Source organism: Clostridium sp. UBA3061 (assembly GCF_002367465.1).
GTDB lineage: Bacteria > Bacillota > Clostridia > Clostridiales > Clostridiaceae > Clostridium_J > Clostridium_J sulfidigenes.
Genome location: NZ_DFCF01000010.1, coordinates 433101 through 458025, shown reverse-complemented (window position 1 = coordinate 458025; position 24925 = coordinate 433101). Strand labels below are relative to the sequence as shown.

Genomic DNA, 24925 nt, shown 5'->3' with positions numbered 1-24925 from the left:
AATTAAAACATTAATTAACTAAGGAGGAAAAAATGAAAGATAACTTGAAAAAGGGCAGTGCTATTGCTTTGTTACCATTATTTATTTTTATAGCAGTTTTTATGGAGATATCATTAGTTACAAAGGACTTTTATGCTATGCCTGTAACTGTACCATTTTTATTAGCAGCATTAGTAGCATTATTTATGAATAGAAAAGTATCACTAGATAAAAAGTTAGATGTATTCTGCAAGGGAGCAGGAGAACCAAACATCATTTTAATGTGTCTGATATTTATATTGGCAGGGGCTTTTGCAGAGGTTGCTAAAACTATGGGAGCTGTAGAATCTACTGTTAATTTAGGGCTTACATTTTTACCAAGTAACATACTAGTAGCTGGAGTTTTTATAATTGCATGTTTTATAGCAATATCTATAGGTACATCCATGGGAACAATAGTAGCATTAGTTCCTATAGCTACTGGAATTGCGGCTAAGACAGGTATACCTATAGCTTTAGTGGTTGGAGCTGTTGTTGGTGGAGCAATGTTTGGGGACAACCTTTCTATGATTTCTGATACAACTATAGCAGCCACCAGGACTCAAGGCTGTGAGATGAGAGATAAATTTAGAATGAATTTTACAGTTGTATTGCCAGCAGCAATAATAACAACTTTAATATTCACTTTTATAACATTGGGGCAAGATTCTAAGGTAGTAGGGGATTATTCATATAGTTTAGTTAAAGTTTTACCTTATGTAGGAGTATTACTTGCTGCACTTTTAGGGGTTAATGTGTTATTAGTGCTAGTTGGAGGAATCTTATTTGCAGGAAGCATAGGAATATTTACGGGAGCCTTTGATATAATAGGTCTATTGCAGGCCATAGGCAAAGGAATTGGGGGAATGTCTGAGCTTGTAATAATTTCAATGATAATTGGTGGAATGGTTGAAATTATAAAATTCAATGGAGGGATTGAGTTTATACTAGGATTTATTACAAAAAGAGTTAACAGTAAAATAGGAGCTGAATTTGGAATTGCCACATTAGTAAGTTTAGTTGATATATGTACAGCTAATAACACTATAGCTATAGTTACTGTAGGGCCTATAGCTAAAGATATATCCAATCAATATGATATTGAACCTAAAAGAGTAGCGGGTATATTAGATATGTTTTCTTGTGTGTCCCAAGGAATTATTCCTTATGGTGCACAACTTTTATCAGCATCAGCATTAGCTAAATTGTCACCATTTATCATAATGAAATATCTTTATTATCCATATTTAATGGGGATAAGTGCCCTTATAGCAATTGTATTTGTACCTTATTTAAAATTAAAAATCAAAGAGAAGCTATAAGAATATTCACTTGAAATCATATTTTATTATAAATACTTAGCAAAACAGGAACAGTTTTCTTTAAAGGTTGTTGTTATAATAAAATTAACTTATTAGAACGGGGCAGTTAGAGGTGACATTGAATTATAGGCAAGAATCGAAAATATTATTAGTACAAGGTCATTGTATAGTATGTCCCCCAATAAGTATTTACGATAAATCAAGGAAGAAAGGTGATAAATGATGTTAAGTTATTATGGTAGATTATCTTCAGAAGTATATGATATGGATAAGCCTATAGGGCATTCTTTTGGAGATGTAGAATTTTACATGAATAGATTAGAGTCTTGTAAAGGACCTATTCTTGAACCTGCAACAGGAACGGGGCGTATATTAATTCCGCTTTTAGAAAAAGGATTAAATGTGGATGCATTTGATATTTCAAAAGATATGTTAAATATATGTGAGCATAATTGTAAAGAAAGAGGTTTGAATCCTAAACTTTTTGAAGGTAAGATGGAGTCTTTTTCACAAGATACAAAATATGATGCTATTATAGTGCCAACTGGAACCTTCCTTCTACTACATAATAGAGAAGATTCAATAAAAGCATTACAAAACTTTTATAGGCATTTGTCTAATGGTGGTAGATTAATTGTTGATATATTTTTGCAAACAGATATTTCAACAGGTACAGTTTCCACAAAAACTTGGGACTGCTCTAATGGAGATATAATCACATTAGAAAATAAAATTGTAGAGGTTGACTATATAAATCAATATACCATTTCCCATGGGAGATATGAAAAGTGGCGTGAAGGGGTACTTTTACAAACTGAATTGGAGCGGTTCCCATTAAGATGGTATGGTGTAGAAGAGTTNNAGTTCAGACTAATACTTGAAAGTATAGGATTTAAAAATATTGTGATTTCTTCAGACTATAAATTTGGTCAGTATCCATCGAATTCTGAGCAAGTCGTTACCTTTGAAGCTGTTGCTATTAAATAGAAATATATTAATGTTCCCTCAGACTACGGTCTGAGGGATTTTTCCTTTAGGGAGTGATCAAATACGAAAAAGTAATAGCTTTGTGTAGTAGATATAAAAAATTATATTTAAATTTTTGATTAATTATAAATGTTAACGTAGATAAAAAATTACAAATAATATAATATTAATATATAATATTCTCGTATGAAGGTGAAATTTATGAAATGGTTACTAGAAAAATATAATGTGAAAACTATAAAACCATATTTATGGATATTTTCCATAGGAATAAGTAGTATATGCTATTTTTTTATAAATAATTATCAGAATCCCAAATTACATTCCGTATATACAGATATAGATGATTTAATTCCTTTTGTAAGTGTATTCATTCTTCCATATATGATGTATATGCCAAATTTAATAATCTCACTTATAATAATGTGTTATTGTGATGAGGAAAGATATTTCATTTCACTTTTGACTTTAAATATAGTTAATTGTATTTGTCTTATAATTTATCTAAACTTTCAAACCTATGTTCCAAGGCCAATAATAATCCATGATGATTTTCTATGCAATTTTGTAAAGTTTATTTATAGTAGGGACAACCCCTATAATTGTTTTCCTAGTATTCATGTAGCAGCAACTTTTTCAGCTTTAAAGGGAATAAATAAGCTTAAAAATATGCCAACAAAATATAAGATTGGATTTAATATAGTTGGATGGTTAATTATAATCTCAACTCAATTTGTAAAACAACATGTGATTATAGATTTGTTAGCTGGATTAGTTTTAGTGGAGGCTGTTTATAAGATTATAGAATATTTATATTACAATAAACATTACCTAAAGGGATTTATTAAAAATAAAAAGAAAGATGATGAAAAGGGTATGGCACAATAACTATGAAGTTGTGATATTATCCCCTCTCAGGCTTATGTTTGAGAGGGGTCTTTTTATGTGTCATTTTTCTTGTTCTTTTATAAACATATTTTTAATTTTGTGCTGGGTAACTACAACATATCAAAGAAATCCATGTAATTAATTCCCATATTAAAGCTACAAATGAAAATATAATGAAATTTAATGTATAGGTAAATTCAATTGAATGACAACTTTCTATTTGAAATTCAAATTAGACTGCCTTAAGTGTAAAATATATAATTAAAAGTATTGATGTATGGAGGGGAATTATGGGTACTAACATAAATATTGTTTCGGGATTTTTAGGGTGTGGAAAGACAACATTTTTAAATAAAGTAATTCCAAATATGCAAGGAAGTAATGCTTTAATTGAAAATGAATTTGGCAATATTGGTATTGATGGGGATTTAATACAACATAGTCTTCCAATTAAAGAGATTTATTCTGGATGTATTTGTTGTACAGTTAAAGAAAATTTTAATAAAGCCTTAGAGGAATTAGTCTTAGAGTATAAACCAGATAATATATTTATTGAGCCTTCAGGTGTAGGTAGTTTATCAGATATACTAAAGGTTTGTAATAGGGTTTCCTCAAATTCAACCTTAAATATAAAGATTAAGGATGTTATCACCATTGTAGATGTAGATTCCTTCAATGATTACAGTGAGAACTTTGGAAGTTTTTATTTAGATCAAATAGAAAATGCTCAGATGATTTTTTTAAGTCATTTTGAGAATCTAGTGGATAGTGAAGTTGAAGAGATTATTAAGAAAATAAGTTTAATAAATCCCAAGGCTACAATTTTTAAAGAGCCATGGATTTCTTTATCAGGGGAAGAAATTGTTGAAACAATAAACAGTATGGAATCCTATGAAATTGAGTTAAAGGATAGGCCTGCCTTTTTGGCAGCTAATAAGATGTTTGAAACTTTTTCTATAGATAAGCTAAGGACTTTTTCAGAGGAAGAAATAGATAAAGTATTACTTTCTTTAAATCAACAGGAGTATGGTTTTATTGTAAGAGCTAAGGGAATTGTTCAGCTTTCTACAAAGAAACTGGTTTACTTTGATTATACCCCACATCATTATCATTGGGAGTATTTAGAAACGGTAAAAACTACAAAGGTAACCGTAATTGGCAGTAACTTAGATAAGAAAAAAATAGTAGGAATTTTTTATTAATAAATTAGGGGGGTACCATGGGAAAAATAATTGATTATAAATGTACATATGGTAATGAACAGGGAATTAGTAAAGAAATTATTGAAAAAACCAATTTGAAATTTCCTGATGCTTATAAAAATTGGGATAGTATGGTGACACTTGCAAAGGAGCTTAAGGAATACTATAAGGACAATGTTTGTACACTACCCTTCTGTCATACTGTGGAAGGGGAGGCACTAGGGGGAAAAGTTAATCTTGGGGATGAGAATATAGGACCAAGAGCCAAAGAATATATTTGTACAACTACAGAAGAACTGCTAGATTTACCTAAAATTGATTTTTCAAAGGGAAGAATTTCCGAAGTTTTAAAAGCCTGTAAGTCTTTGAGAGAACAAGGTGAAAATGTGGTTTTAAATGTTTCGGGACCATTTACAATAATGAATGTTTTAATTGAACCAAGGGTTGTTTTCAAAACTTTTAGAAAGAATCCAGAGTTAATTAGGGAAGTTTTTAATAAATTTCAACATGAAATAATTGAATTTATAGAAGAAGCACAAAAAGTAGGGGTAAACATCATTAGCTATGCAGACTCTTCTGGGGGAGTTAATATTCTTGGACCTAAGTTTGCAGAACAAGTAGTGGAAATGTTTACTTATCCTTTATTAAAAACAATGGATAAAATCATAAATGAAGAAATCATAATAGTACTTTGTCCGAAAACTACTTTTTCTTTATTAGGAACTGATAAAGCAGTGTGGAAGGATGTTTCTTTAGGAGGACCTTTAAACTATGAAGAAGGTTGCATAAAGGCTATAGGACTAGCAAAGTTTGTTGGACAAACATGCATGAAAAATAAAGACTTTCAGTTAAAAGATGGGGTTATTAAAACCCTTGAATTACTATAAATAAATAACACCTTAAAAAAAGGAGATGGTTGTATATGCACAAGGATGATAAAATGACCCCAATTGAAAGGTTAAATGCCTTCATGACAGGAAAACCTATGGACAGAATACTTGCAATGCCTGTAGCTTGCTCTATGTCTGGACTAGCATTAGGAATGACCCACAAAGAGAAAAGAAGTAGTGCGTTAAATGAAGCTAAAGCACAGATAGCTTGTTATGAAAGGTTTGGAAACGATTTATTAGTGGTTGAATATGGATTACATGGTGTAGGTATTGCATTAGGTAGTAAGATGAATGATCCAGAGGAATCTGTACCAGCAATTATGAGTTATGTTTTAGAGGATTTAAATGATATAGATAAACTTGATATGTCAAAGTTAGAATTAAAAAACGATAAACTTTTCCAATTACATATTGAGGCTGCAGAAATATTAATTGATAAGCTAGGTAAAGAGGTTCCAACAGGGGTTTTAATATCTGGACCCTTTACTGCAGCAGCAAGTATTTATAAAACAGAAAATTTTTTAAGAGCAACTAGAAAAAATCCAGAAAAAGTACATGAGTTAATTAAGTTTTGCACAGAAGCATTAAAGATGATATGTAGAGAATTTATAAAACGAGGTGTTCTTATATTGCTATGTGACCCAATTGCATCAGGAACAATTCTTAATAGAAAACAATATTTAGAATTTGTATTACCTTACACTATAGATTTAATGCAGGATATTCATGAGGCAAAAGGCTTAGTTTGTTACCATATTTGTGGAGACACAACATCAATAGTAGGGGATATGGTAAAGTCCGGTTGCGATATGTTAAGTATAGATAATAGAGTTGATTTAGCTTACACAAAACAAGTAGCAGGGGATAAAGTTCCAATTCTAGGTAATGTAGACCCAGTAGAAGTTCTAATTTTAGGAAGTACACAGGAGGTAGATTCTGCAGTAAAAACTTGCATGCAAAAGGCTTATGATAGTCCTTGTGGCTATATTTTAGCATCAGGTTGTGACCTTTCAGGAAATGTTCCTTTAGAGAATATTGATCAATTTATGGCCTCTGCAAGAAAATATGGAAAGTGGCCAATAGATCCGAAAAATTTCATGTAAAAATATATGTTTGAAAAATTTTGTAATTAAAATGGAGGAATAATAATGACAGCATCTAAAGAACAGTTATTAAAAAGATTATCTGATGGCGTATTAGAAATGGAAGAAGAAGAGGTAATAGAAGCCTGTGAGGAATATGTAGAGGCAAAGTATAAAGCCTTTGATGGTATTATGGAAGGACTTGTAGATGGTATGAACCGTGCAAGTCAATTATATGAAGAGGAAGAATATTTCGTAACAGATGTATTACTATGCTCAGATGCAATGTATGAAGGGCTATCAATATTAAGACCTCATCTTCCTATAGAAGAAGGAAATAGCAAGCCAAAGGGAGTTATTGGAGTTGTAGAAGGAGATACCCATGACATAGGAAAGAATCTAGTAAAAATTATGATGGAAACTGCTGGTTTTGAAATGATTGATTTAGGAAGGGATGTTTCGCTTAAAAGTTTTGTAGACAAAGCTAAAGAAGTTAACGCTTCTTTTGTATGCATGTCAACCTTAATGACAACAACTATGTCAGGAATGGGAAAAGTTATTGAATTGTTAAAGGAAGCAGGAATTAGAGATGAAGTTAAAGTCCTTATAGGTGGAGGACCGATTTCTCAAAAATTTGCAGATACCATTGGTGCAGATGGGTACAGTTCCAATGCTGTGGAGGCAGTAAAATTAGCAAAAAAAATGCTTAATATAGCTTAGAAAGAAGGATGTAATATGATATCTCCAAGAGAACGATTAAATATGGTTTTCAACAGAGAACAGGTTGATAGAGTTCCATGTATTTGTCCTGGTGGCATGATGAACATGGTTACAACAGAAGTAATTGAAGACCTTGGAATAGATTTTTCAAAGGCTCATAGTAATGCGCAAACTATGGCTGATTTAGCTACTGCAGTATATGAAAAGGACTGTTTTGAAAATTATGGAGTTCCTTTTTGTATGACCATTGAGTCTGAAGAGTTTGGAGCAACTGTGAATATGGGGTCAAACATATATGAACCTCATGTTGTGGAGTATGCGATAGATTCAGTAAAGGAATGGACGAAACTCCACGAGATTAATTTTCAGGAGGGAAGAGCTAAAGTAGTTATTGATGCAATTAAATTATTAAAAGCAAAGGGGACCAATGTTCCTATAATAGGGAATTTAACAGGGCCAATAAGCACTGCTAGTTCTGTTATGGAACCTGTAGTATTTTATAAAGAGCTGAGAAAAAACAATGAAGAAGCTCACAAATATGTTGATTATGTTACCGATCAATTAATTTTATTTGCAAAGAAGCAAATAGAAGCAGGGGCAGATATAATTGCTATTTCTGACCCTAGTGGAACTGGTGAAATCTTAGGACCTAAGCTATTTGAAGAATTTGCTGTGAAATATATTAATAAGCTAGTGGATGCTATTCAAGAAGTACAGGGAAAAACTATCGTGCACATATGTGGCCAAATGAAAAATGTGTATAAAGAGGTAAAAAAAATAAAAAGTGATGTTCTAAGCTTTGACTCCATTGTTAGTATGAGTGAGGCACGAAAGAATTTAGGAGATAGATTACTTATGGGTAATGTGAGTACCTATACAATTGAATTTGGAGAGCCTAAGAAGGTTTCTGATTTGACTAAAAAATGTGTTAAAGATGGAGTGAACATAATTTCACCTGCCTGTGGACTTGGAATGAAATCTCCTCTTACAAATGTCAAAGCAATCCTTGAGACTTTAAAAAAGGAGATGCTATAGAAATGCCTAAGATTTTTATTAAACAGTTAGGTAAGGACTTTGAGTATGTTCCAAAGAAAAACTTACTACAGCTATTATTAGAAAATGATATTTTTGTAGATAATCCTTGTAATGGAAATGGTTCTTGTGGGAAATGTAAGGTCAGGGTGTTGGAAGGAAATCTTCCGCCACTTTCGCCAACGGAAAGAAAGCTATTGAAAGAAGATGAAATAAACGCAGACATAAGACTTTCCTGCTTGGTAGTACCAAAAGAAGATATTACAATTGAAATTCTGCAAAAGGAAAGAAAGCATAAAATACTTACTACTGGGTATGTACCTGAATTTGAGTTTAATCCTACAATTTCTAAAAAAATCTTTGAAATAAAAATGCCTACTTTAGAAAAACAAAGTCCTTTTGAAGATTCTTTATGTGAGGCACTTGGGTCTAAAAAGGTCAACTGGAAGTTGCTAAGGGACTATGAAAGCAGCTATGGAACTGTAACTGGAGTATTTAATGACAGCGAGTTAATTGCCCTTGAGGCAGGTGATACTACTGAGTTTCTTTATGGTGTTGCCATTGATATCGGAACTACAACGGTGGTTGCAGCATTAATTGATATGAACAATGGTGAGGAATTAGCTACAGCTTCAAGAATTAATCCCCAAAAGAAGTTTGGGCTAGATGTTTTAACTAGAATAACCTATGAATTAGAACATCCAGAGGGTTCAAAAGAAGAGTTACAGAAAACTATTGTAGAAGCTATTAATGAAATGGTTGAAGAGTTATGTAGTGAGGGAAAAGTAAAGAAAGAAAATATTTATGAAATTTCTATTGCTGCAAACTGTACTATGATGCATTTTCTTTTAGGTGTTGATGCAACATCAATTGGAAAATCTCCCTACGCTCCTATATTTACAAAGGCAAAAAACATATCAGCAAGTGACCTTGGGATAAAGGCTGCTAAGTGTGCAAGAGTATATTGCCTTCCTTCTGTATCCTCTTACATTGGAGCTGATATAGTGGCAGGTGCCTATGTTTGTGAATTACATAAAGCTGAGGAAAATATACTATTTATAGATATTGGAACTAATGGAGAGATAGTTTTATCTAAGGGTGGAAGATTACTTTCCTGTTCCTGTGCAGCAGGACCAGCATTAGAAGGAATGAATATAAGTTCAGGGATGAGAGCAGCAGAGGGCGCTGTTGAAGGTGTGGAAATCACTGAAAATGGAATAGACCTTAAGGTTATAGGAGAGGAAGACCCTATAGGGATATGTGGAAGTGGGATACTAGCAGTAGTGAAAGAGCTTCTTAGAACAGGAATTGTAAAAAACAATGGAGCATTTATAAAAAAAGAACAACTAGAGGAATCTGATTATCGATATAAGATGATACAATTAAATGGGAATAAAAGAGAATTTATTTTAAAAGGTACTCCAGAACAGCTACTAATAACTCAAGGGGATGTTCGTCAGGTACAATTAGCAAAAGGAGCTCTGCTTTCAGGATTTTATGCCTTGCTAAAACAGGCTAAGATTGATATGGGTGAATTAGATAAGGTGATGATAGCTGGACAATTTGGCGCTCACCTTCCAGCAGATAGCCTTGTAGGAACAGGAATTTTGCCAGAAGAGGTAAAGAATAAACTAGTATATGTAGGGAATTCTTCCAAAACTGGAGCATACATGGCACTTATGTCTGTTAAAGTTAAGAAAGAAATAGAGGAATTAGCAGGTGAAATGGAATACATGGAACTTGGTGCCTCAGAGGGATATGAAAAATTATTTTCACAATGTCTTTTATTTGGAGATAAATAATAGATTCTATAAAACATATAAATAAAAGGCATATGGCATAGAACATAGGTCATAAAATAAAAATATATGAATTACCTTTGAAAAAGCATAGGTAATTCATATATTTTTTTATTCTCATTTAAGTAGAGAACCCAAATCTATGATTTGGTGTGAATCACTTACTCAGCGAACGCAGTGAGTCGAGTTTCAATTATTAAGTTGTTAGCTCTCTATTTGCTGTGAAATAAATTGCTTAATTTTAGATAAGCCTCCATGCTTAAATTTTAAAGTATAGTAATCCTTTGAAATATTAATAAGTTCAATATCAATTATATCTAAATTTAACAATGCTTCCTCTATTTTTTCTAAAGTTCCATCTTGGGAATTTTCAATAACTGCTTGCTTTGTTTTTAATCTTATCCATTCCATAAGCAGAGTATTATAGTTGTTTTTTATAAAATCCATATCCAAGCCTCCTTAAAGTAAAATTATAAAATATAAGAATGATCTATATTACTCCTTATATTTTATAAAACTGTGTTTTATACCTTTGGGAATAAATTTAATTGTATTTGGGTATAAATATAATTAAATATAATCATTTATATTTTAACATAATAATATGAAATATAATATAACTAATTAAAGTATAGTTTAATCTAACTTGATTAATTATAACTATATATATATAATAATATATAAGTGATAATAATTGAATAAGTCAAGGGTAAGTAGAAAGCTTAACTTGTGAATTAACATATTTAGATTTTAAATTAAAAGCAAATAGAAAGATCCTAAACATAAATGGGGGTAAATTTTAATGAATGATAATATGAGTGATAATGAGATTATGACTGTTAGTGAGGTGGCAGAATATTTCAAAATAAGTGAAGTTACTACATATAAACTAGTACAAGAAGGGAAAATTCCAGCCTTTAAAATTGGTAGGCATTGGAGAGTAAAAAGAAGTGATTTAACTGAGTTTATTGAAAAGTTAAAACGAGGAGAAAGAATATAAACTTAGTTTATAATAGGAGGATATGTTTTGAAAAGTAAGATTAAAAATAAAATTAGGGTTATATCTCTAGGGGGACTAGGGGAAATTGGTAAAAATATAACAGTTATAGAATATAAGGATGAAATTATTGTAATAGATTGTGGAATTTCATTTCCAGAGCCAGATATGTATGGGGTTGATCTAGTTATTCCAGATATAACTTATTTGCTAGAAAATAAGGATAAAGTAAAAGGTTTTTTCTTGACTCATGGACATGAGGATCATATAGGTGCATTACCTTATGTGTTAAAACAACTTAATGTTCCAGTGTATGGGACCCGTCTAACTTTAGGATTGGTGGAAAGTAAATTAGAAGAGCATAATATACTAAAAGATTGTGACCTTAATGTTGTAAAAGCTGGAAATACTATTAAATTAGAAAATATAAGTGTAGAATTTATAAGAAATAGTCATAGCATTGCAGATTCCTGTGCTATTGCAGTGCATACACCTATTGGTAGAGTTATTCACACTGGAGACTTTAAAGTAGATTATACTCCAATTGATGGAGAGGTTATGGATTTACAAAGACTTTCAACTTTGGGCAAGCAAGGGGTATTATTGCTACTTGCTGATAGTACTAATGTGGAACGTCAAGGGTATACCATATCAGAAAAGGTAATTGGAGAATCCCTTAATAGGATTTTTGGTAAAGCAACAGGAAGAGTAATAGTGGCAACCTTCGCATCAAATATTCATAGGCTACAACAGATTGTAAATGCATCTATTTTCTATGAAAGGAAAATAGCCTTTAGTGGAAGAAGTATGGAAAAAATATCTCAAGTAGCAATGAATCTTGGGTATTTAAACATTCCTGAAGAGAGTATTGTTGGTATAAATGACATTGGTAAGTACGATAGTGAAAACATTACAATAATCACAACTGGTAGCCAAGGTGAGCCGATGTCAGCGCTTACAAGAATTGCTGCAGGAATACACCGAAGTGTACAAGTAGAAAAAGGTGATTTGGTTATTATATCTGCATCTCCAATACCAGGAAATGAAAAGTGTATATCCAATGTAATAAATGATTTATTTAAAAGGGGTGCTGAAGTTATATATAATTCCTTAGAAGAAATCCATGTTTCAGGGCATGCTTGTCAAGAGGAATTAAAGCTAATACACTCTTTAGTTAAACCAAAATACTTTATGCCGGTTCATGGAGAGTATCGTCATTTAATGCAGCATGGATTACTTGCTGAGAAGCTAGGTATGGATAAGTCTAATATATTTGTATCCCAAGTTGGTGATGTATTGGAAGTGCACAGCAAAGCTGCTACCATATCAGGTAAAGTAAAAACAGGAGCAATAATGGTAGATGGACTAGGTGTAGGAGACGTTGGAAGTAGTGTATTACATGATAGAAAATTATTAGCACAAGATGGAATTCTAACTGTAGTAATTACAATTAAAAAAGATTCTTATACTATAGTAGCAGGACCAGACATAATAACTAGAGGTTTTGTTTATGTTAGGGAATCAGAAAACATCATTAATGATGCAAGGGGCATTGTATTAAAAGAAGTTGAAAAGAAATTAGCAGCTAAAGATATGAGTAGAAGAAATATAAAATTTGCAGTTAAAAATTCTCTATCACAATTCATATATATGAAGATTAAAAGACGACCAATAATTATGCCAATAATTATGGAAGTTTAAGATTTAAAACAATAATAAATAGAATTTTTTATTAAAAAACCTTAAGAAGATAACATAATAGAAATTAAATAAGCTTTGAATCTAGTGAATAAGATTCAAAGCTTATTTTAGTTTTGTATATTAAGTGATTTATTTTCACTAATTGTAAGTTGTCTTATTTAATTTAACTTCAAAAATAATAATTGCAAACATATTGACAGTTATCTATGTGTAGTCATATAATGGATATAGACGATTATCTATATAACTTTTAAAATGAGTTAAGTAAAAAATTCACTTTGTAATATTGGAATTAATTAAAGTTAAAAAATATAATTTAAGGAGATGGGAATGTGTTTGTATTTGAATGGTTAAATAATCAACTATTGAAAATGGAATGGCTTAGTAATTTAGTTACACTTATAGTAAAAAATTTATTTGGCCTAGATGTTAGTAGCAGAATTGGAGGAAGTATTCACTTCTTTATATATGATGTTATGAAGATATTCATACTACTTTCAGTATTAATATTCTTAATTTCATATATACAAAGTTTCTTTCCTCCAGAGAGAACTAAGAAAATTTTAGGAAGATTTAATGGTATTTGGGCAAATATATTGGGTGCCTTACTTGGAACTGTTACACCCTTTTGTTCCTGCTCATCCATTCCTTTGTTTATAGGATTTACTAGTGCGGGTCTACCAATTGGGGTTACATTTTCATTCTTAATATCTTCACCTCTTGTAGATTTAGCTTCTGTTATTTTGCTTGCAAGCATATTTAACTGGAAGATTGCAATTGCTTATGTTGTTGTAGGTCTTATTCTTGCAGTTATTGGAGGCTCAATTATTAGCAAGTTGAAACTTGAAAAATATGTAGAGTCCTTCGTTTTTAACAATAAGATGATTGAAGTAGAGCAAGAAGATTTGACTAAAAAAGATAGGATGATTTTTGCTAAAAATCAGGTTTTGGACATTATAAAAAAAGTATGGCTATATATTTTAATCGGTGTAGGAATAGGAGCTGCAATTCATAACTGGATTCCAGAGAATGTAATTACTGCTGTTCTTGGTCAGGATAAATGGTATTCTGTTCTGATAGCAACTTTTGTAGGAGTTCCTATGTATGCTGATATTTTTGGAACTCTACCAATTGCAGAAGCATTGGTACTTAAAGGAGTAGGAATTGGTACAGCCTTATCATTTATGATGGGTGTAACTGCACTTTCCCTTCCATCTATGATTATGCTAAAGAAAGTAGTGAAACCAAAACTATTAGGTATATTCGTAGGAATTGTTACTATAGGAATCATTATCATAGGTTATGTCTTTAATGCCTTTGGGTATCTTCTACTATAAGAATATATATTTATATATTTAATTTTAATAGAATTTGTTTTATTTAGATTTTTTAAAATAATATTTAAGGAGTGATATGTATGATAATTAAGATTCTAGGATCAGGATGCAAAAAATGCATTACATTAAAAGAAAATACTGAAATAGCATTAAAAGAAACAGGGAAGGAAGCTGAGATAATTAAAGTTATGGATTTTAAGGATATTATGGCTTATGGAGTAATGACAACTCCAGCACTAGTTATTAATGAAAAAGTTGTTTCCTTTGGAAAGGTATTAAAACCAAAAGAAATTATAAAGATTCTTGAAAGTTCTAAATAAAAATTCCTTATGTCTTTATTGGAAAAAATTTGTAGCTTATCTTAGGGAATAGTCTTTAAATAATAAATTAATATATTGGAGTATATATAATACTAATAAAAGCTTCTCAGCAAGTTTTTAGGGACCTATGGGTTGTCTTCCTATTACCATTCTTCGTAATACGTGTGATATGGTAGTTAGATAACCTATAGGTCTTAGTTTGTTTGTTTATATTGGTTCATTTCTAATATAAATAAAGTTCTAAAAAACTTAATTGTAAAAAAGAATTGTTAATTCAAGAAAATTGTAAGAACCATAAGATAAGACAATATATTTGAGTATAGCAGAGTATTTTATTATATTAATGATTTTATAATTAATGGATATTATGACATAATGTACATCAGAGTAATAATGGAATAAATTGAAAAATATATGGATAATTCTCTTTAGCTTTTAAATTTTTTTAATATTAGTGTAAGATAATCAAATCAAAAGCGTCTTATAAGTGAGGAGGTGATAGAGTGACGGAGTTTGAGGATATATATAATAATTATTTTAAAGATATTTTTTTGTATATATATAGTTTATCTGGAGATAGGCATATAGCAGAGGATATCACAGCTGAAACATTTATGAAGGCAATAAAATCTATTGAAAAATTTAAGGGTAACTGTGATATACGAGTGTGGTTATGTCAAATTGCAAAAAATTGCTACTTTTCTTTTCTGCGCAAGAAGAAAAAAACTATACATTTAGATGAACTTTCTGAACAAAAAGATAATTTTAATTTTGAACAAATAATATCTTCAACAGAAGAATCTATGGAAATTCACGAAATTCTTCATAATCTTGACGAACCATATAAAGAAGTATTTTCACTGCGAGTTTTTGGAGAATTGAGCTTCAAACAGATTGCTTGTTTGTTTGGAAAAAGTGATAATTGGGCTTGCGTTACGTATCACCGGGCTAGAAATAAGATCAAAGAGCGAATGGAGGATTATAAATGAAAGTACCTTGTAATGTGATTAGAGATCTTTTGCCTTTATATCTAGAAAATATTGCCAGTAATGATACTTGCATTATTGTGGAACAGCATATTAGTTTTTGTGAGGATTGTAGAAAGCAACTTGATGAGATGAAATTATATAATAATCCACCTATAGATACAGATGTAGCCCCACTGAGAAATCTAAAGGCTACTTTGCGTAAGAAAAAACTCCAAACAATTATTTTTTCTGTTATGTTGACCATAGTTATTGCTTCAATTACAATTGCTTTTTTTACTGCGCCAAAGTATATTCCTTATAGTGAAGGCACAGTATCCTTAATAGAAAAGGATAATGGGTCGGTACTTGCTTTATTCAGTGATAAAGTATCAGGATATGATATAAGTAGTTATCCTAATGATGACAACACAGGTTATGTTTACAATATAACTGCATGGGATAGTATTTGGAACAGAAGTATTGCTAAAAATCCTGCAAATAATACTGTTTTGAATCCAAATGGTGAAGTGGTAGATTCCGTCTACTATTATATGACTAATGGAAGTGAAGATAGATTAATATATGGTAATGACCAAAATCCTGGTGGAGGTGTTTTCACATTGCCAAGACTTGTTTTGGCATATTATTTAGTTATTGACTTAGCATTGGTAATGCTTTGTGGAATAATTATGTTTGTATTCCGAGGATATGAAAAAGTAAAAAATGTGACAATAAAAATTCTATTTTTGCCTATATCATATTTTTTAGGCCATCTTTGTATTAAAGGATTTACAACGTCATCATATTCTGCAGCAAGGGATTTTTTTGCAATCTTGCTAGTGATGATTCCACTGTACATTGGATTCCTATCTGCTATCAGTTTAATGAGAGAATATAGAAATGGTAAAAGGGACTAATATTTAAGTAGGTTTTTAAAAATTTAATTTACTGGTAACAGAAACGCACGATATACCCTCTATTATAAAATTTCGAGAACCTAATTAGTATTGGGAAATTAAATATTATGTGGTATAATAAGAAATAGTAGGAATGAATTGTGAAAAAATAAATAATTAAAATTTCAAATAAAGAATTTAAAACTAGGGGGAATAAAAAATGGTAAGATATCGTTGTTCAGTATGTGGCTATATTCATGAAGGGGAGTTGCCAGGAGGTTTTAGATGTCCTAAATGTAAACAACCAGCCTCAGTATTTGTTAAAATTGAAGAAGAAAAAGAGATTAAAAATATTTACGCAGGAACAAAGACAGAAAAGAATTTGATGGAAGCTTTCTCAGGTGAAAGCCAGGCGAGAAACAAATATACATACTTCGCCAATATTGCACAAAGAGAAGGATACGATCAGTTAGCTGAAATTTTTCTAATGACAGCTAGAAATGAACAAGAGCATGCTCGTATATGGTATGAAGAGTTGGGTAATTTAGGAAACACTGCTGAAAATCTTTTACATGCAGCTGAAGGTGAAAACTATGAGTGGACAGACATGTATGATGGTTTTGCAAAGGATGCAGAAGCGGAAGGATTTAAGGAGTTAGCTGAAAGATTCCGTAGAGTGGCTGCTATTGAAAAATCTCATGAAGAGCGTTATCGTAAATTACTAAAAAATATTGAAATGCAACAGGTATTTGAAAAAGGTGAAGAAACTATGTGGGAATGTCGTGTTTGTGGACATCTTATAATGGGAAAAAAGGCTCCTGAAGTTTGTCCTGTATGTAAATATTCTCAAAGTTATTTCGAAGTTAGAAAAGAAAATTATTAATTTTAAGCCGTCACTTATTGTGGCGGTTTTTTTATTTTGCATATTAATATTGATGGATAGTTCTTTATATAATTCAAAGTAATAGTTTATAAATATGTAAACATTATAATTTTTATTGACAATGGATAATATTTTTGTTATTGTTTAAAAGTATGAAATTTGTGTGAACTTATATTAGGAGGATATTATGCAAGAAACAAAGGTTAAAGTAGTAGTAGCTGATCCGTCGGCAATAGGTTTATTTGGACTAGCAATGGTAACATTAGTAGCATCATCTCAAAAGTTAGGATTAACAGAGGGAGTATCTTTAGTATTACCATGGGCAATATTTTTAGGAGCAACAGCACAATTGTTGGCTTGTTTAAATGATTTTAAGCATAACAACACTTTTGGAGCAACTGCTTTTGGTGCTTATGCATTCTTTTGGTATGGTGTTGGTTTTACTTGGTTAATTCAAAATGGAGTATTTGGACCAGCCCTAGCAGCTAAAGCTGACATAAATCAATTAGGAGTTGCTTATTTAGGGTATTTAATTTTTACAATATTTATGACTATAGGTGCAATGGAAACTCATAAGGTGTTATTTACAATATTCCTATTGATAGATTTCCTATTCTTAGGATTAACGCTAACAACTTTTGGAATAATGGAGCATGGAACACATATGCTAGCTGCTTATTCTGAGTTAGCAATAGCTTTAGTATCTTGCTATGGTTCAGCAGCAGCAGTATTAAATACTCACTTTGGAAGAGTATTTTTACCTGTTGGAAAACCTTTTGGAATATTTAAGAAGTAATATTTAGGTGATGAATTTTTTCATCACCTTTTGTATATCCATGATACACAAAAGGTGATTCTAATTTTTATAGTGGTTATAAAGGTTTAAAGCCTCCAAGAATAGTTTATAAGCTATCCTTGGAGGCTTTTATATTTATATAAGAATTACACTAGTATTTAATTTCTATTTAGAAATATTTATTTTTTTACCTTCTTTACGCCACTTACTAAATTCAGCTGTTGCTGTGAAAAGTGCATCTGTGGATGAGTTAAGTGCAGTTTCAGCAGAATCTTGAATAACACCTACGATAAAACCTACACCAACTACCTGCATAGCAATGTCACTTGGGACTCCAAATAAGCTACATGCTAGAGGAACAAGTAATAGTGAACCTCCGGCTACTCCAGAAGCTCCACAAGCACTTACCGCAGAAAGTACACTAAGAATTATTGCTGTACCAATATCTACTTGGATACCAAGAGTATGAACAGCTGCAAGAGTTAAAACAGAAATAGTAATAGCTGCACCAGCCATGTTAATTGTGGCACCTAAAGGAATTGATACTGAATAAGTATCTTTATCTAAACCAAGTTCTTCACATAAACTCATATTTACAGGAATATTAGCAGCAGAACTACGTGTAAAGAATGCTGTGATTCCACTTTCTTTTAAGCATTTAAATACAAGGGGGTATGGATTTTGACGAATAGCTACGTACACCATTATTGGATTTACAACAAGAGCTACAAAAATCATACTTCCAAGTAGAAGTAAAAGTAATTTTCCATAGCTAAGAAGTGAAGCTATTCCACTTGTAACGATAGTATCAACTACAAGTCCCATGATTCCTAAGGGTGCAAAATTTATTACCCATACAACCATTTGAGATAATGCATCAGAAACATTGGAAATTATTAATTTTGTAGAACTTGCAGCATTTTTTAAGGCAAAACCAAGAATTACTGCCCAAGCTAATATACCAATGTAGTTAGCATTGAAAAGAGCCTTTACTGGATTATCAACTAGGTTTAATAGTAATGCTTTAAGAACTTCTACTACACCGCCAGGAGGAGTAATATTTTCTACCCCAGCTACAAGGGTTAGACTTACCGGGAACATAAAGCTTGCAATAACAGCTACAAGTCCGGCTAAGAATGTTCCTAAAAGATAAAGAATAATAACGGTTTTCATATTGGTTTCATGACCACTTTTGTGTTGGGAAATAGCACTGGTTACCAAAAATAAGACTAGGATAGGTGCAATGGCTTTTAAAGCACCTACAAATAAAGATCCAAAAATTGATAATGGTTTTGCTACATTAGGAATGGTTACGGCTAATATAATACCTATGATTAAACCTATGATTATACGTTTTACTAAACTTAATCCATTCCATTTCTTCATTAGATTCTTCATAATATTTTCCTCCTATAACGTTAAATAAAAAAAATAAGTTTCTGTGGCTTTAAATTTGTTACTAGGAAATTCTTTGGTAAAAATAAGTTTATCATGAATCTTCACTAATGTGAAGTGGAAAAGCATAATGAATTTTCAATTAATTAATGGTCACCTTTACATAAATAACCTATATAATAAACAATTAGAAAATAAAATCAGTTTTTAAATTATCTATTAAGGCTTATATTAACTAGGTTTATAAGTCATATAAATTAAATTTAAAATATTAATAAAATCAATTCAATTGCAAGAAAAAAATTTTTTCAAGCATTATGGAAAGATGCCACTATATATCTCTATACTATTTTGGGATAACAGTTCTAAAATTATTCATTGAAAATAAAAATTTAATTGAGAATACAGATTTTACTGATGTTAGAGTTATTGGATTTTTACTAGAATATGTGTATTATTTAAATAGTAAATATAAAAGTGAAGTTATTGTAAAAAATTAGTGGTAAGAGAAAATTTCTAGGGTGTTCAAAGTGTTATAGAATAGGATTATTTTGCATGAGTATTTGGAGGTGGAAGTATGGGAGATGTTATATATAGAAAATTAGAATTAGAGGAATGTGAGTATATAAACAAAATGAATCCATCTCAATATATAGGAAAAGCATGGAGAGATGTGGGTGGCAAACGTAAATTAGTAGAAATAAATTACCAAGATTGTGATTGGCCAAACGGCTATGAATATCATCTAAGAAATTTGAAGAAAACCATTTTAAGTGGGGGAAGTGCCATTGCTGCTTTTGATGATAATAATAAATTACTGGGGTTTTCAACAGTTAATCGTGAATTTTTTGGTGAAAAATTTAATTATGTTTTATTAGATCAGCTTTTCATAACCTTAGAGTGTAGAAATAAAGGAATAGGTAAAAATTTATTCGTACTTTCTGCCAATGTTGCAAGAGAGTGGAAAGCAGATAAAATTTATATTTGTGCAGGTTCTGCTGAAGAAACAATTGCATTTTATTTTTCAATAGGCTGTAAAGAAGCAGAGGAAATAAATAAAGAACTATATGAAAATGACCCAAGGGATTACCAATTAGAGTTTTCATTATAAAAATCACACATATATTATTTATTTTAGCAATATAAAAATAAGGATGCTATGTAAAAATTATAAGCATCCTTGTTTTATGTAACTTAGTTTAGGATTTATTTTTTTGCATAAATATAGGAATACTTTCTGCGAAAAATCTCATAAAAGTGTCTTTAAATTCTTGATCTTCCTGTTTTAAAACCCCTAGAGAATATTGCATTGCAACACCATCTAGAGCTGCTATTAAAATAGCAGCAAGACTTTTCTTACAGTTTTTATTTTCAATACCAAATGCGTAGAAGTACATATCTGCTACCTTGTTTATTATTTCATTATAATCTTGTTTAAGGCTTTCACTAAGAGAGCCACCCTTGGATAATACGTAGCCTATTAATAAAACCAAAAGGCGTTGCTCATTAACCTTAGACATACGTTCTCTAACTTTATTACTAATTTCATTTAACATATTTTCAGTGCTTTTAAGATTACTACTTTCATCTTTTTCAGAAAGTTTTTGAGCAAAGTACATAGCTTCCTTTACTGCGTGGTAGAATAGCTCGTCCTTATTCTTAAAATGATGATATATTGCACCAGTAGTAAGCCCAGCAGCTGAGGCTATTTGACGCATACTTGTTTCTTCAAAGCCGTTTTCTATAAATACACTAATTGCAGCATCTAAAATATGTTGCTTTTTTTCATTAGGTTCATTAGCGTTCATTTTATTCACCCCATTTAAAAATAGTATATCATATTTTTACAACATCATGGTTCACATATCATAGGACTATTATATCAAGGACATAATAGTCTGTATTTTCATAACATATTTATTATTTCGAATGTTAATTCATTGACAAAGGTAGGTGTGTATTATATTATAAACATAACAACTGTTATGTTATATTGTGGAACGGTTGGTAATAATATATTGTAACCTACTTCAATAAAGTAACCTAAATTAAATATGAAATGGGGGAGAGTTTACATGGAGGCATTTAAAGTTTTAGAAATTAAGCAAAGTGTTTTTGACAACAATGATCGTCAGGCTGAGCTACTTAGAGAAGAATTGAAAAAAGATGGGGTCTTTTTATTAAATCTTATGTCATCACCTGGTTCAGGGAAAACAACAACTGTTTTAAGAACAATTGAAGCTCTTCAAAATGAAATGAACATTGGTATTTTAGAAGCTGATATTGATTCAGACGTGGATGCACACAAGGTTTCAAAGACTGGAGTTAAAGTAATTCAACTGCATACAGGAGGAATGTGTCATCTTGATGCTGATATGACTAGACAAGGTTTAAAAGGTCTTGGAACAGATAATATTGATTTTGCAATATTGGAGAATGTTGGAAACTTAGTGTGTCCTGCGGAATTTGACACTGGTGCATCAAAAAATGCTATGATTCTAAGCATACCAGAAGGAGATGACAAGCCTTTAAAATATCCTTTAATGTTTTCAATAGTTGATGTTTTATTAGTCAACAAAATAGATGCATCGGACTATTTTGAATTTGATATGGAGGCAGTAAAAGAGAGGGTAAAAAAACTGAATCCTAATATTAAAGTTATTCCAATTTCAGCTAAAACTGGAGAAGGAATTGGAGAATGGGCTGACTGGATACGTGGACAAATAGATAATTGGAAAAATAAATAACTTTAAATAATTCATAACATTAAAAATATTATAAACTTACTTTAAAATATTTTGACTATATATAATAATCAGCTTCTTTCGGTTACTTTTGTTTTAATAACTTAATAAAACCTAAAAGTGCTGATTATTTTAATATAGTTAATAATAATAATAATGAGTCTTGCCATCTTTGCAATTCATTGTAAACGCTGGTGTTTATAGTTTTGTTTATGATGACATATAATTATTTTGGGGAGGGATAATATATGGTCAAGGAAAAGGTACTTGATCTTGCAAATCACATCAGTAATAAGAAACGTGGCTCGAAAAATGAAATCAAAGCTACAGATCCAGAGTATATGATTCTTGAACCTGTTGTTTCAGAAGAAATGGCTGAGGTGGTACTTTGTATGGAAATACGTAAAAAGGTTACTGCTAAAGATGTTGCTCCTTTATGTGGCAAATCTGTAGAGAGAACAACAGAACTTTTGTTAGAATTAGCGGATGCAGGGGTTTGTTTTGTAAATGAAATTGATGGAGTAGATACATTTTGGTATGAGACCTGGGTTCCAGGTATCATGGAAATGATGGTTAACAATAAGGAGAATGTTAAAAAGTATCCTCAGATTCCTAGGGCTTTTGAAGCCTATGGAAGAGTAAGAGGACCTAAGACAGCAGGAAGTTTTCCTGTAGGAGTAGGTCTTATGCGTGTTATACCTATAGAACATGCCATTGAAGGTGAAACTAGAAGAGCATCCTATGAGGAAGTTTCTAAGTATCTTAATGATAATGATATTTTTTCAGTTGCTGATTGTTCATGCCGTACAGCAAGAGAAGCTATGGGAGAAGGCTGCGGTCATCTTAAGGAAGACATGTGCATTCAGATGGGTCACGCAGCAGAATACTATATACGTACGAAGAGGGGCAAACAGATTACTCGTGAAGAAGCCTTTGAAATTATTAAGAGAGCAGAAGAAAACGGCTTAATGCATCAAATACCTAACTTAGATGGTTCTGGTAAAACTCATGCTATTTGTAATTGCTGTGGATGTTCTTGTCTTGCTTTAAGAACTGCTAGTATGTTTATTAACGCTGACATGGTACGTTCAAACTATGTTTCTAAAGTGGACAAAGAGAAATGTGTTGCTTGTGGAGAGTGCGTTCAAAATTGTCCTGTTAATGCACTACAATTGGGGCAAAAGTTATGTTCAAAAACACCAGTAACTACTGAGATAAAGAGAATTGATACTCCACGAGATACTGAGTGGGGTCCAGATAAATGGAATCCTGATTATAGAACCAATAGAAAAGATGTAGTTGATACAGGTACAAGTCCTTGTAAAACCAATTGTCCAGCTCATATTGCAGTTCAAGGTTATGTTAAACTTGCATCTCAAGGAAGATATAGGGAAGCTCTTGAACTTATCAAACAAGAAAATCCGTTTCCTGCAGTATGTGGACGTATTTGCCCAAGAAAGTGTGAAACAGATTGTACTAGGGGAGATATTGACGATCCAGTTGCTATTGATGAAATCAAAAAATTTATTGCTGAACAAGATTTAAATACTGATCATAGATATGTGCCTAAACGTAAGCACGAGTACGGTAAAAAAATTGCTGTTGTGGGAGCAGGGACTTCAGGTCTTAGCTGTGCATACTACTTAGCCATTGATGGGTATAAAGTAACTGTGTTTGAAAAAGAAAATGTTCTTGGTGGAATGTTAACTTTAGGAATACCTTCATTCAGGCTTGAAAAGAATGTAATAAATGCTGAAATTGACATACTGAAAGAATTAGGCGTTGAATTCAAGACAGGGGTTGAGGTTGGAAGAGATATAAGTCTTAATGAATTAAGGGATCAAGGTTTTAAAGCCTTCTATATTGCAATCGGTGCATGTATGGGAAGGAAACTTGGTATTGAAGGTGAAAATGTAGAAAATGTTATAACCGGTATAGATTTTATGAGAGATGTTAACTTGGGTAAGGAGTTAAAACTTGAAGGCAATGTAATCGTAATCGGTGGTGGTAACGTTGCCATAGATGTTGCGAGAACAGCTACTAGAATTGGGAATACACAAATTAAAATGTACTGTTTGGAAAGTCGTGAACAAATGCCTGCACTTCCAGAGGAAATTGAGGAAGCATTATCAGAGAATATTGAAATTAATAATTCTTGGGGACCAAAGAGAGTAATTGTTGAAAATGGTCGTGCTACAGGAGTAGAATTCAAGAAATGTATTTCTGTATTTGATAAGAGTGGAAGATTTAATCCATCTTATGATGAAAATAACACTATCATAGTTAAGGCTGATACTGTACTGCTTTCAATAGGTCAAGGAATGAATTGGGGAGAACTTTTATCAGGTAGTAAAATTGAACTAAATAGAAATAATACTATTAAAGCAGATCCATTTACATTACAGACAGGTGAGCCTGATGTTTTTGCTGGTGGTGATGCATTAACAGGACCTAAGTTTGCAATAGATGCAATTGCTTTAGGTAAAGAAGGTGCAATTTCAATTCATCGTTATGTTCAGCCAGGACAAAGTTTGATTATTGGTCGAGATAGAAAAGAATATCATGCATTAGATAAGGAAAATATAGAACTTCAAGGATATGATAGTACTCCTAGACAGAGTGTAGGTCATGTAGATGGAAGCAAGTCAAGGAAAACCTTTAAAGACTTGCGTGAAACATTTACTGAAGACCAGATAAAAAAGGAAACAGAACGTTGTCTTAGCTGTGGTGCAACGGTTGTAGATGAATTCCTGTGTGTAGGATGTGGACAATGTACCACTAAATGTAAGTTTGATGCTATTTCCCTTGTAAGAAAATATGATGGTGAGGGTGTAGCCTATGAGGATTTAAAACCTGTAGTTATAAAGCAAATTCTTAAACGTAAAGTGAAAATTACAACTAAAAAAGTAAAGAAACTTTTTAAATAACTTAGTTAACTATAAAAGATT

At 31.5% G+C, this 24925-nt stretch carries 23 protein-coding genes; 20 read left to right on the top strand and 3 right to left on the bottom strand.

Annotation, left to right across the window (positions count from 1 at the left end):
• Positions 1 to 32 precede the first annotated feature (32 nt).
• From B2P65_RS09720 to B2P65_RS09680, 9 genes are all read left to right on the top strand, one after another.
• Positions 33 to 1340, top strand: a complete 1308-nt coding sequence (locus B2P65_RS09720; RefSeq protein WP_346880063.1) for a Na+/H+ antiporter NhaC family protein — start codon at positions 33 to 35, stop codon at positions 1338 to 1340.
• Between the two features lie 222 nt (positions 1341 to 1562).
• Positions 1563 to 2327 (top strand): class I SAM-dependent methyltransferase, encoded by a 765-nt coding sequence (locus tag B2P65_RS09715; RefSeq protein ID WP_346880062.1) that lies wholly within the window; start codon positions 1563 to 1565, stop codon positions 2325 to 2327.
• A 201-nt stretch (positions 2328 to 2528) separates the two neighbouring features.
• Entirely contained in the window at positions 2529 to 3215 is a 687-nt protein-coding gene (locus B2P65_RS09710; RefSeq protein ID WP_346877045.1) for a phosphatase PAP2 family protein, read from the top strand.
• A 290-nt stretch (positions 3216 to 3505) separates the two neighbouring features.
• Positions 3506 to 4417, top strand: coding sequence for a GTP-binding protein (locus B2P65_RS09705; RefSeq protein WP_346880061.1), 912 nt, complete (start codon positions 3506 to 3508; stop codon positions 4415 to 4417).
• Positions 4418 to 4434: 17 nt separating this feature from the next.
• Entirely contained in the window at positions 4435 to 5304 is an 870-nt protein-coding gene (locus B2P65_RS09700; RefSeq protein WP_346879250.1) for a uroporphyrinogen decarboxylase family protein, read from the top strand.
• 35 nt (positions 5305 to 5339) lie between these two features.
• Positions 5340 to 6410: a uroporphyrinogen decarboxylase family protein gene (locus tag B2P65_RS09695; protein WP_346879249.1), complete on the top strand. Its 1071-nt coding sequence runs from the start codon at positions 5340 to 5342 to the stop codon at positions 6408 to 6410.
• A gap of 45 nt (positions 6411 to 6455) precedes the next feature.
• Positions 6456 to 7109 carry a corrinoid protein gene (locus B2P65_RS09690; protein WP_346880060.1) on the top strand — a complete coding sequence of 218 codons (654 nt, stop codon included), beginning with the start codon at positions 6456 to 6458 and terminating at the stop codon, positions 7107 to 7109.
• Positions 7110 to 7124: 15 nt separating this feature from the next.
• Positions 7125 to 8144, top strand: a complete 1020-nt coding sequence (locus B2P65_RS09685; protein WP_346877041.1) for a methylcobamide:CoM methyltransferase MtbA — start codon at positions 7125 to 7127, stop codon at positions 8142 to 8144.
• A 2-nt stretch (positions 8145 to 8146) separates the two neighbouring features.
• Entirely contained in the window at positions 8147 to 9943 is a 1797-nt protein-coding gene (locus B2P65_RS09680) for an ASKHA domain-containing protein (RefSeq protein ID WP_346846395.1), read from the top strand.
• 201 nt (positions 9944 to 10144) lie between these two features.
• Here B2P65_RS09680 and B2P65_RS09675 read toward each other — a convergent pair whose 3' ends face one another.
• Complete coding sequence (locus tag B2P65_RS09675) at positions 10145 to 10387, bottom strand: hypothetical protein (protein WP_346846396.1); 243 nt, start codon at positions 10385 to 10387, stop codon at positions 10145 to 10147.
• 355 nt (positions 10388 to 10742) lie between these two features.
• Between B2P65_RS09675 and B2P65_RS09670 the strand changes: the two genes are divergently transcribed.
• From B2P65_RS09670 to B2P65_RS09635, 8 genes are all read left to right on the top strand, one after another.
• Positions 10743 to 10940 carry a helix-turn-helix domain-containing protein gene (locus B2P65_RS09670; RefSeq protein WP_198028608.1) on the top strand — a complete coding sequence of 66 codons (198 nt, stop codon included), beginning with the start codon at positions 10743 to 10745 and terminating at the stop codon, positions 10938 to 10940.
• A gap of 27 nt (positions 10941 to 10967) precedes the next feature.
• A complete protein-coding gene (locus tag B2P65_RS09665; protein WP_346846397.1) occupies positions 10968 to 12638 on the top strand; it encodes a ribonuclease J in 1671 nt (556 codons plus the stop codon).
• Positions 12639 to 12970: 332 nt separating this feature from the next.
• The gene (locus tag B2P65_RS09660) at positions 12971 to 13975 is read left to right on the top strand and encodes a permease (protein ID WP_346846398.1); all 1005 of its coding nucleotides are present in this window, start codon (positions 12971 to 12973) and stop codon (positions 13973 to 13975) included.
• 80 nt (positions 13976 to 14055) lie between these two features.
• Entirely contained in the window at positions 14056 to 14295 is a 240-nt protein-coding gene (locus tag B2P65_RS09655) for a thioredoxin family protein (protein ID WP_035135794.1), read from the top strand.
• Between the two features lie 503 nt (positions 14296 to 14798).
• Positions 14799 to 15284 carry an RNA polymerase sigma factor gene (locus B2P65_RS09650; RefSeq protein ID WP_346877037.1) on the top strand — a complete coding sequence of 162 codons (486 nt, stop codon included), beginning with the start codon at positions 14799 to 14801 and terminating at the stop codon, positions 15282 to 15284.
• Positions 15281 to 16180, top strand: coding sequence for a zf-HC2 domain-containing protein (locus B2P65_RS09645; RefSeq protein ID WP_346846400.1), 900 nt, complete (start codon positions 15281 to 15283; stop codon positions 16178 to 16180). The genes B2P65_RS09650 and B2P65_RS09645 overlap by 4 nt, the downstream gene beginning before the upstream one ends.
• Before the next feature lie 199 nt (positions 16181 to 16379).
• Positions 16380 to 17042: a rubrerythrin gene (gene rbr, locus B2P65_RS09640; protein ID WP_346880059.1), complete on the top strand. Its 663-nt coding sequence runs from the start codon at positions 16380 to 16382 to the stop codon at positions 17040 to 17042.
• A gap of 187 nt (positions 17043 to 17229) precedes the next feature.
• Positions 17230 to 17838 (top strand): acetate uptake transporter, encoded by a 609-nt coding sequence (locus B2P65_RS09635; protein ID WP_346880058.1) that lies wholly within the window; start codon positions 17230 to 17232, stop codon positions 17836 to 17838.
• 165 nt (positions 17839 to 18003) lie between these two features.
• Here B2P65_RS09635 and sstT read toward each other — a convergent pair whose 3' ends face one another.
• Positions 18004 to 19236, bottom strand: coding sequence for a serine/threonine transporter SstT (sstT, locus tag B2P65_RS09630; RefSeq protein WP_346846402.1), 1233 nt, complete (start codon positions 19234 to 19236; stop codon positions 18004 to 18006).
• Between the two features lie 574 nt (positions 19237 to 19810).
• On the opposite strand from sstT, the gene B2P65_RS09625 reads away from it, so the two are divergent.
• Positions 19811 to 20344: a GNAT family N-acetyltransferase gene (locus tag B2P65_RS09625; RefSeq protein WP_346846404.1), complete on the top strand. Its 534-nt coding sequence runs from the start codon at positions 19811 to 19813 to the stop codon at positions 20342 to 20344.
• An 88-nt stretch (positions 20345 to 20432) separates the two neighbouring features.
• On the opposite strand, the gene B2P65_RS09620 is transcribed toward B2P65_RS09625, so the two are convergent.
• Positions 20433 to 21041 carry a TetR/AcrR family transcriptional regulator gene (locus B2P65_RS09620; RefSeq protein ID WP_346846405.1) on the bottom strand — a complete coding sequence of 203 codons (609 nt, stop codon included), beginning with the start codon at positions 21039 to 21041 and terminating at the stop codon, positions 20433 to 20435.
• Positions 21042 to 21308: 267 nt separating this feature from the next.
• On the opposite strand from B2P65_RS09620, the gene hypB reads away from it, so the two are divergent.
• Positions 21309 to 21980, top strand: coding sequence for a hydrogenase nickel incorporation protein HypB (gene hypB, locus B2P65_RS09615; protein ID WP_346846406.1), 672 nt, complete (start codon positions 21309 to 21311; stop codon positions 21978 to 21980).
• Positions 21981 to 22225: 245 nt separating this feature from the next.
• Complete coding sequence (locus B2P65_RS09610) at positions 22226 to 24904, top strand: FAD-dependent oxidoreductase (protein ID WP_346880057.1); 2679 nt, start codon at positions 22226 to 22228, stop codon at positions 24902 to 24904.
• The last annotated feature ends 21 nt before the right edge of the window (positions 24905 to 24925 follow it).

Coding starts and splice junctions, on each gene's coding strand:
- B2P65_RS09720 (WP_346880063.1), top strand. CDS start 33: ATGAAAGATAACTTGAAAAAGGGCAGTGCTATTGCTTTGTTACCATTA.
- B2P65_RS09710 (WP_346877045.1), top strand. CDS start 2,529: ATGAAATGGTTACTAGAAAAATATAATGTGAAAACTATAAAACCATAT.
- B2P65_RS09705 (WP_346880061.1), top strand. CDS start 3,506: ATGGGTACTAACATAAATATTGTTTCGGGATTTTTAGGGTGTGGAAAG.
- B2P65_RS09700 (WP_346879250.1), top strand. CDS start 4,435: ATGGGAAAAATAATTGATTATAAATGTACATATGGTAATGAACAGGGA.
- B2P65_RS09695 (WP_346879249.1), top strand. CDS start 5,340: ATGCACAAGGATGATAAAATGACCCCAATTGAAAGGTTAAATGCCTTC.
- B2P65_RS09690 (WP_346880060.1), top strand. CDS start 6,456: ATGACAGCATCTAAAGAACAGTTATTAAAAAGATTATCTGATGGCGTA.
- B2P65_RS09685 (WP_346877041.1), top strand. CDS start 7,125: ATGATATCTCCAAGAGAACGATTAAATATGGTTTTCAACAGAGAACAG.
- B2P65_RS09680 (WP_346846395.1), top strand. CDS start 8,147: ATGCCTAAGATTTTTATTAAACAGTTAGGTAAGGACTTTGAGTATGTT.
- B2P65_RS09675 (WP_346846396.1), bottom strand. CDS start 10,387: ATGGATTTTATAAAAAACAACTATAATACTCTGCTTATGGAATGGATA.
- B2P65_RS09670 (WP_198028608.1), top strand. CDS start 10,743: ATGAATGATAATATGAGTGATAATGAGATTATGACTGTTAGTGAGGTG.
- B2P65_RS09655 (WP_035135794.1), top strand. CDS start 14,056: ATGATAATTAAGATTCTAGGATCAGGATGCAAAAAATGCATTACATTA.
- B2P65_RS09645 (WP_346846400.1), top strand. CDS start 15,281: ATGAAAGTACCTTGTAATGTGATTAGAGATCTTTTGCCTTTATATCTA.
- rbr (WP_346880059.1), top strand. CDS start 16,380: ATGGTAAGATATCGTTGTTCAGTATGTGGCTATATTCATGAAGGGGAG.
- B2P65_RS09635 (WP_346880058.1), top strand. CDS start 17,230: ATGCAAGAAACAAAGGTTAAAGTAGTAGTAGCTGATCCGTCGGCAATA.
- sstT (WP_346846402.1), bottom strand. CDS start 19,236: ATGAAGAATCTAATGAAGAAATGGAATGGATTAAGTTTAGTAAAACGT.
- B2P65_RS09625 (WP_346846404.1), top strand. CDS start 19,811: ATGGGAGATGTTATATATAGAAAATTAGAATTAGAGGAATGTGAGTAT.
- B2P65_RS09620 (WP_346846405.1), bottom strand. CDS start 21,041: ATGAACGCTAATGAACCTAATGAAAAAAAGCAACATATTTTAGATGCT.
- hypB (WP_346846406.1), top strand. CDS start 21,309: ATGGAGGCATTTAAAGTTTTAGAAATTAAGCAAAGTGTTTTTGACAAC.
- B2P65_RS09610 (WP_346880057.1), top strand. CDS start 22,226: ATGGTCAAGGAAAAGGTACTTGATCTTGCAAATCACATCAGTAATAAG.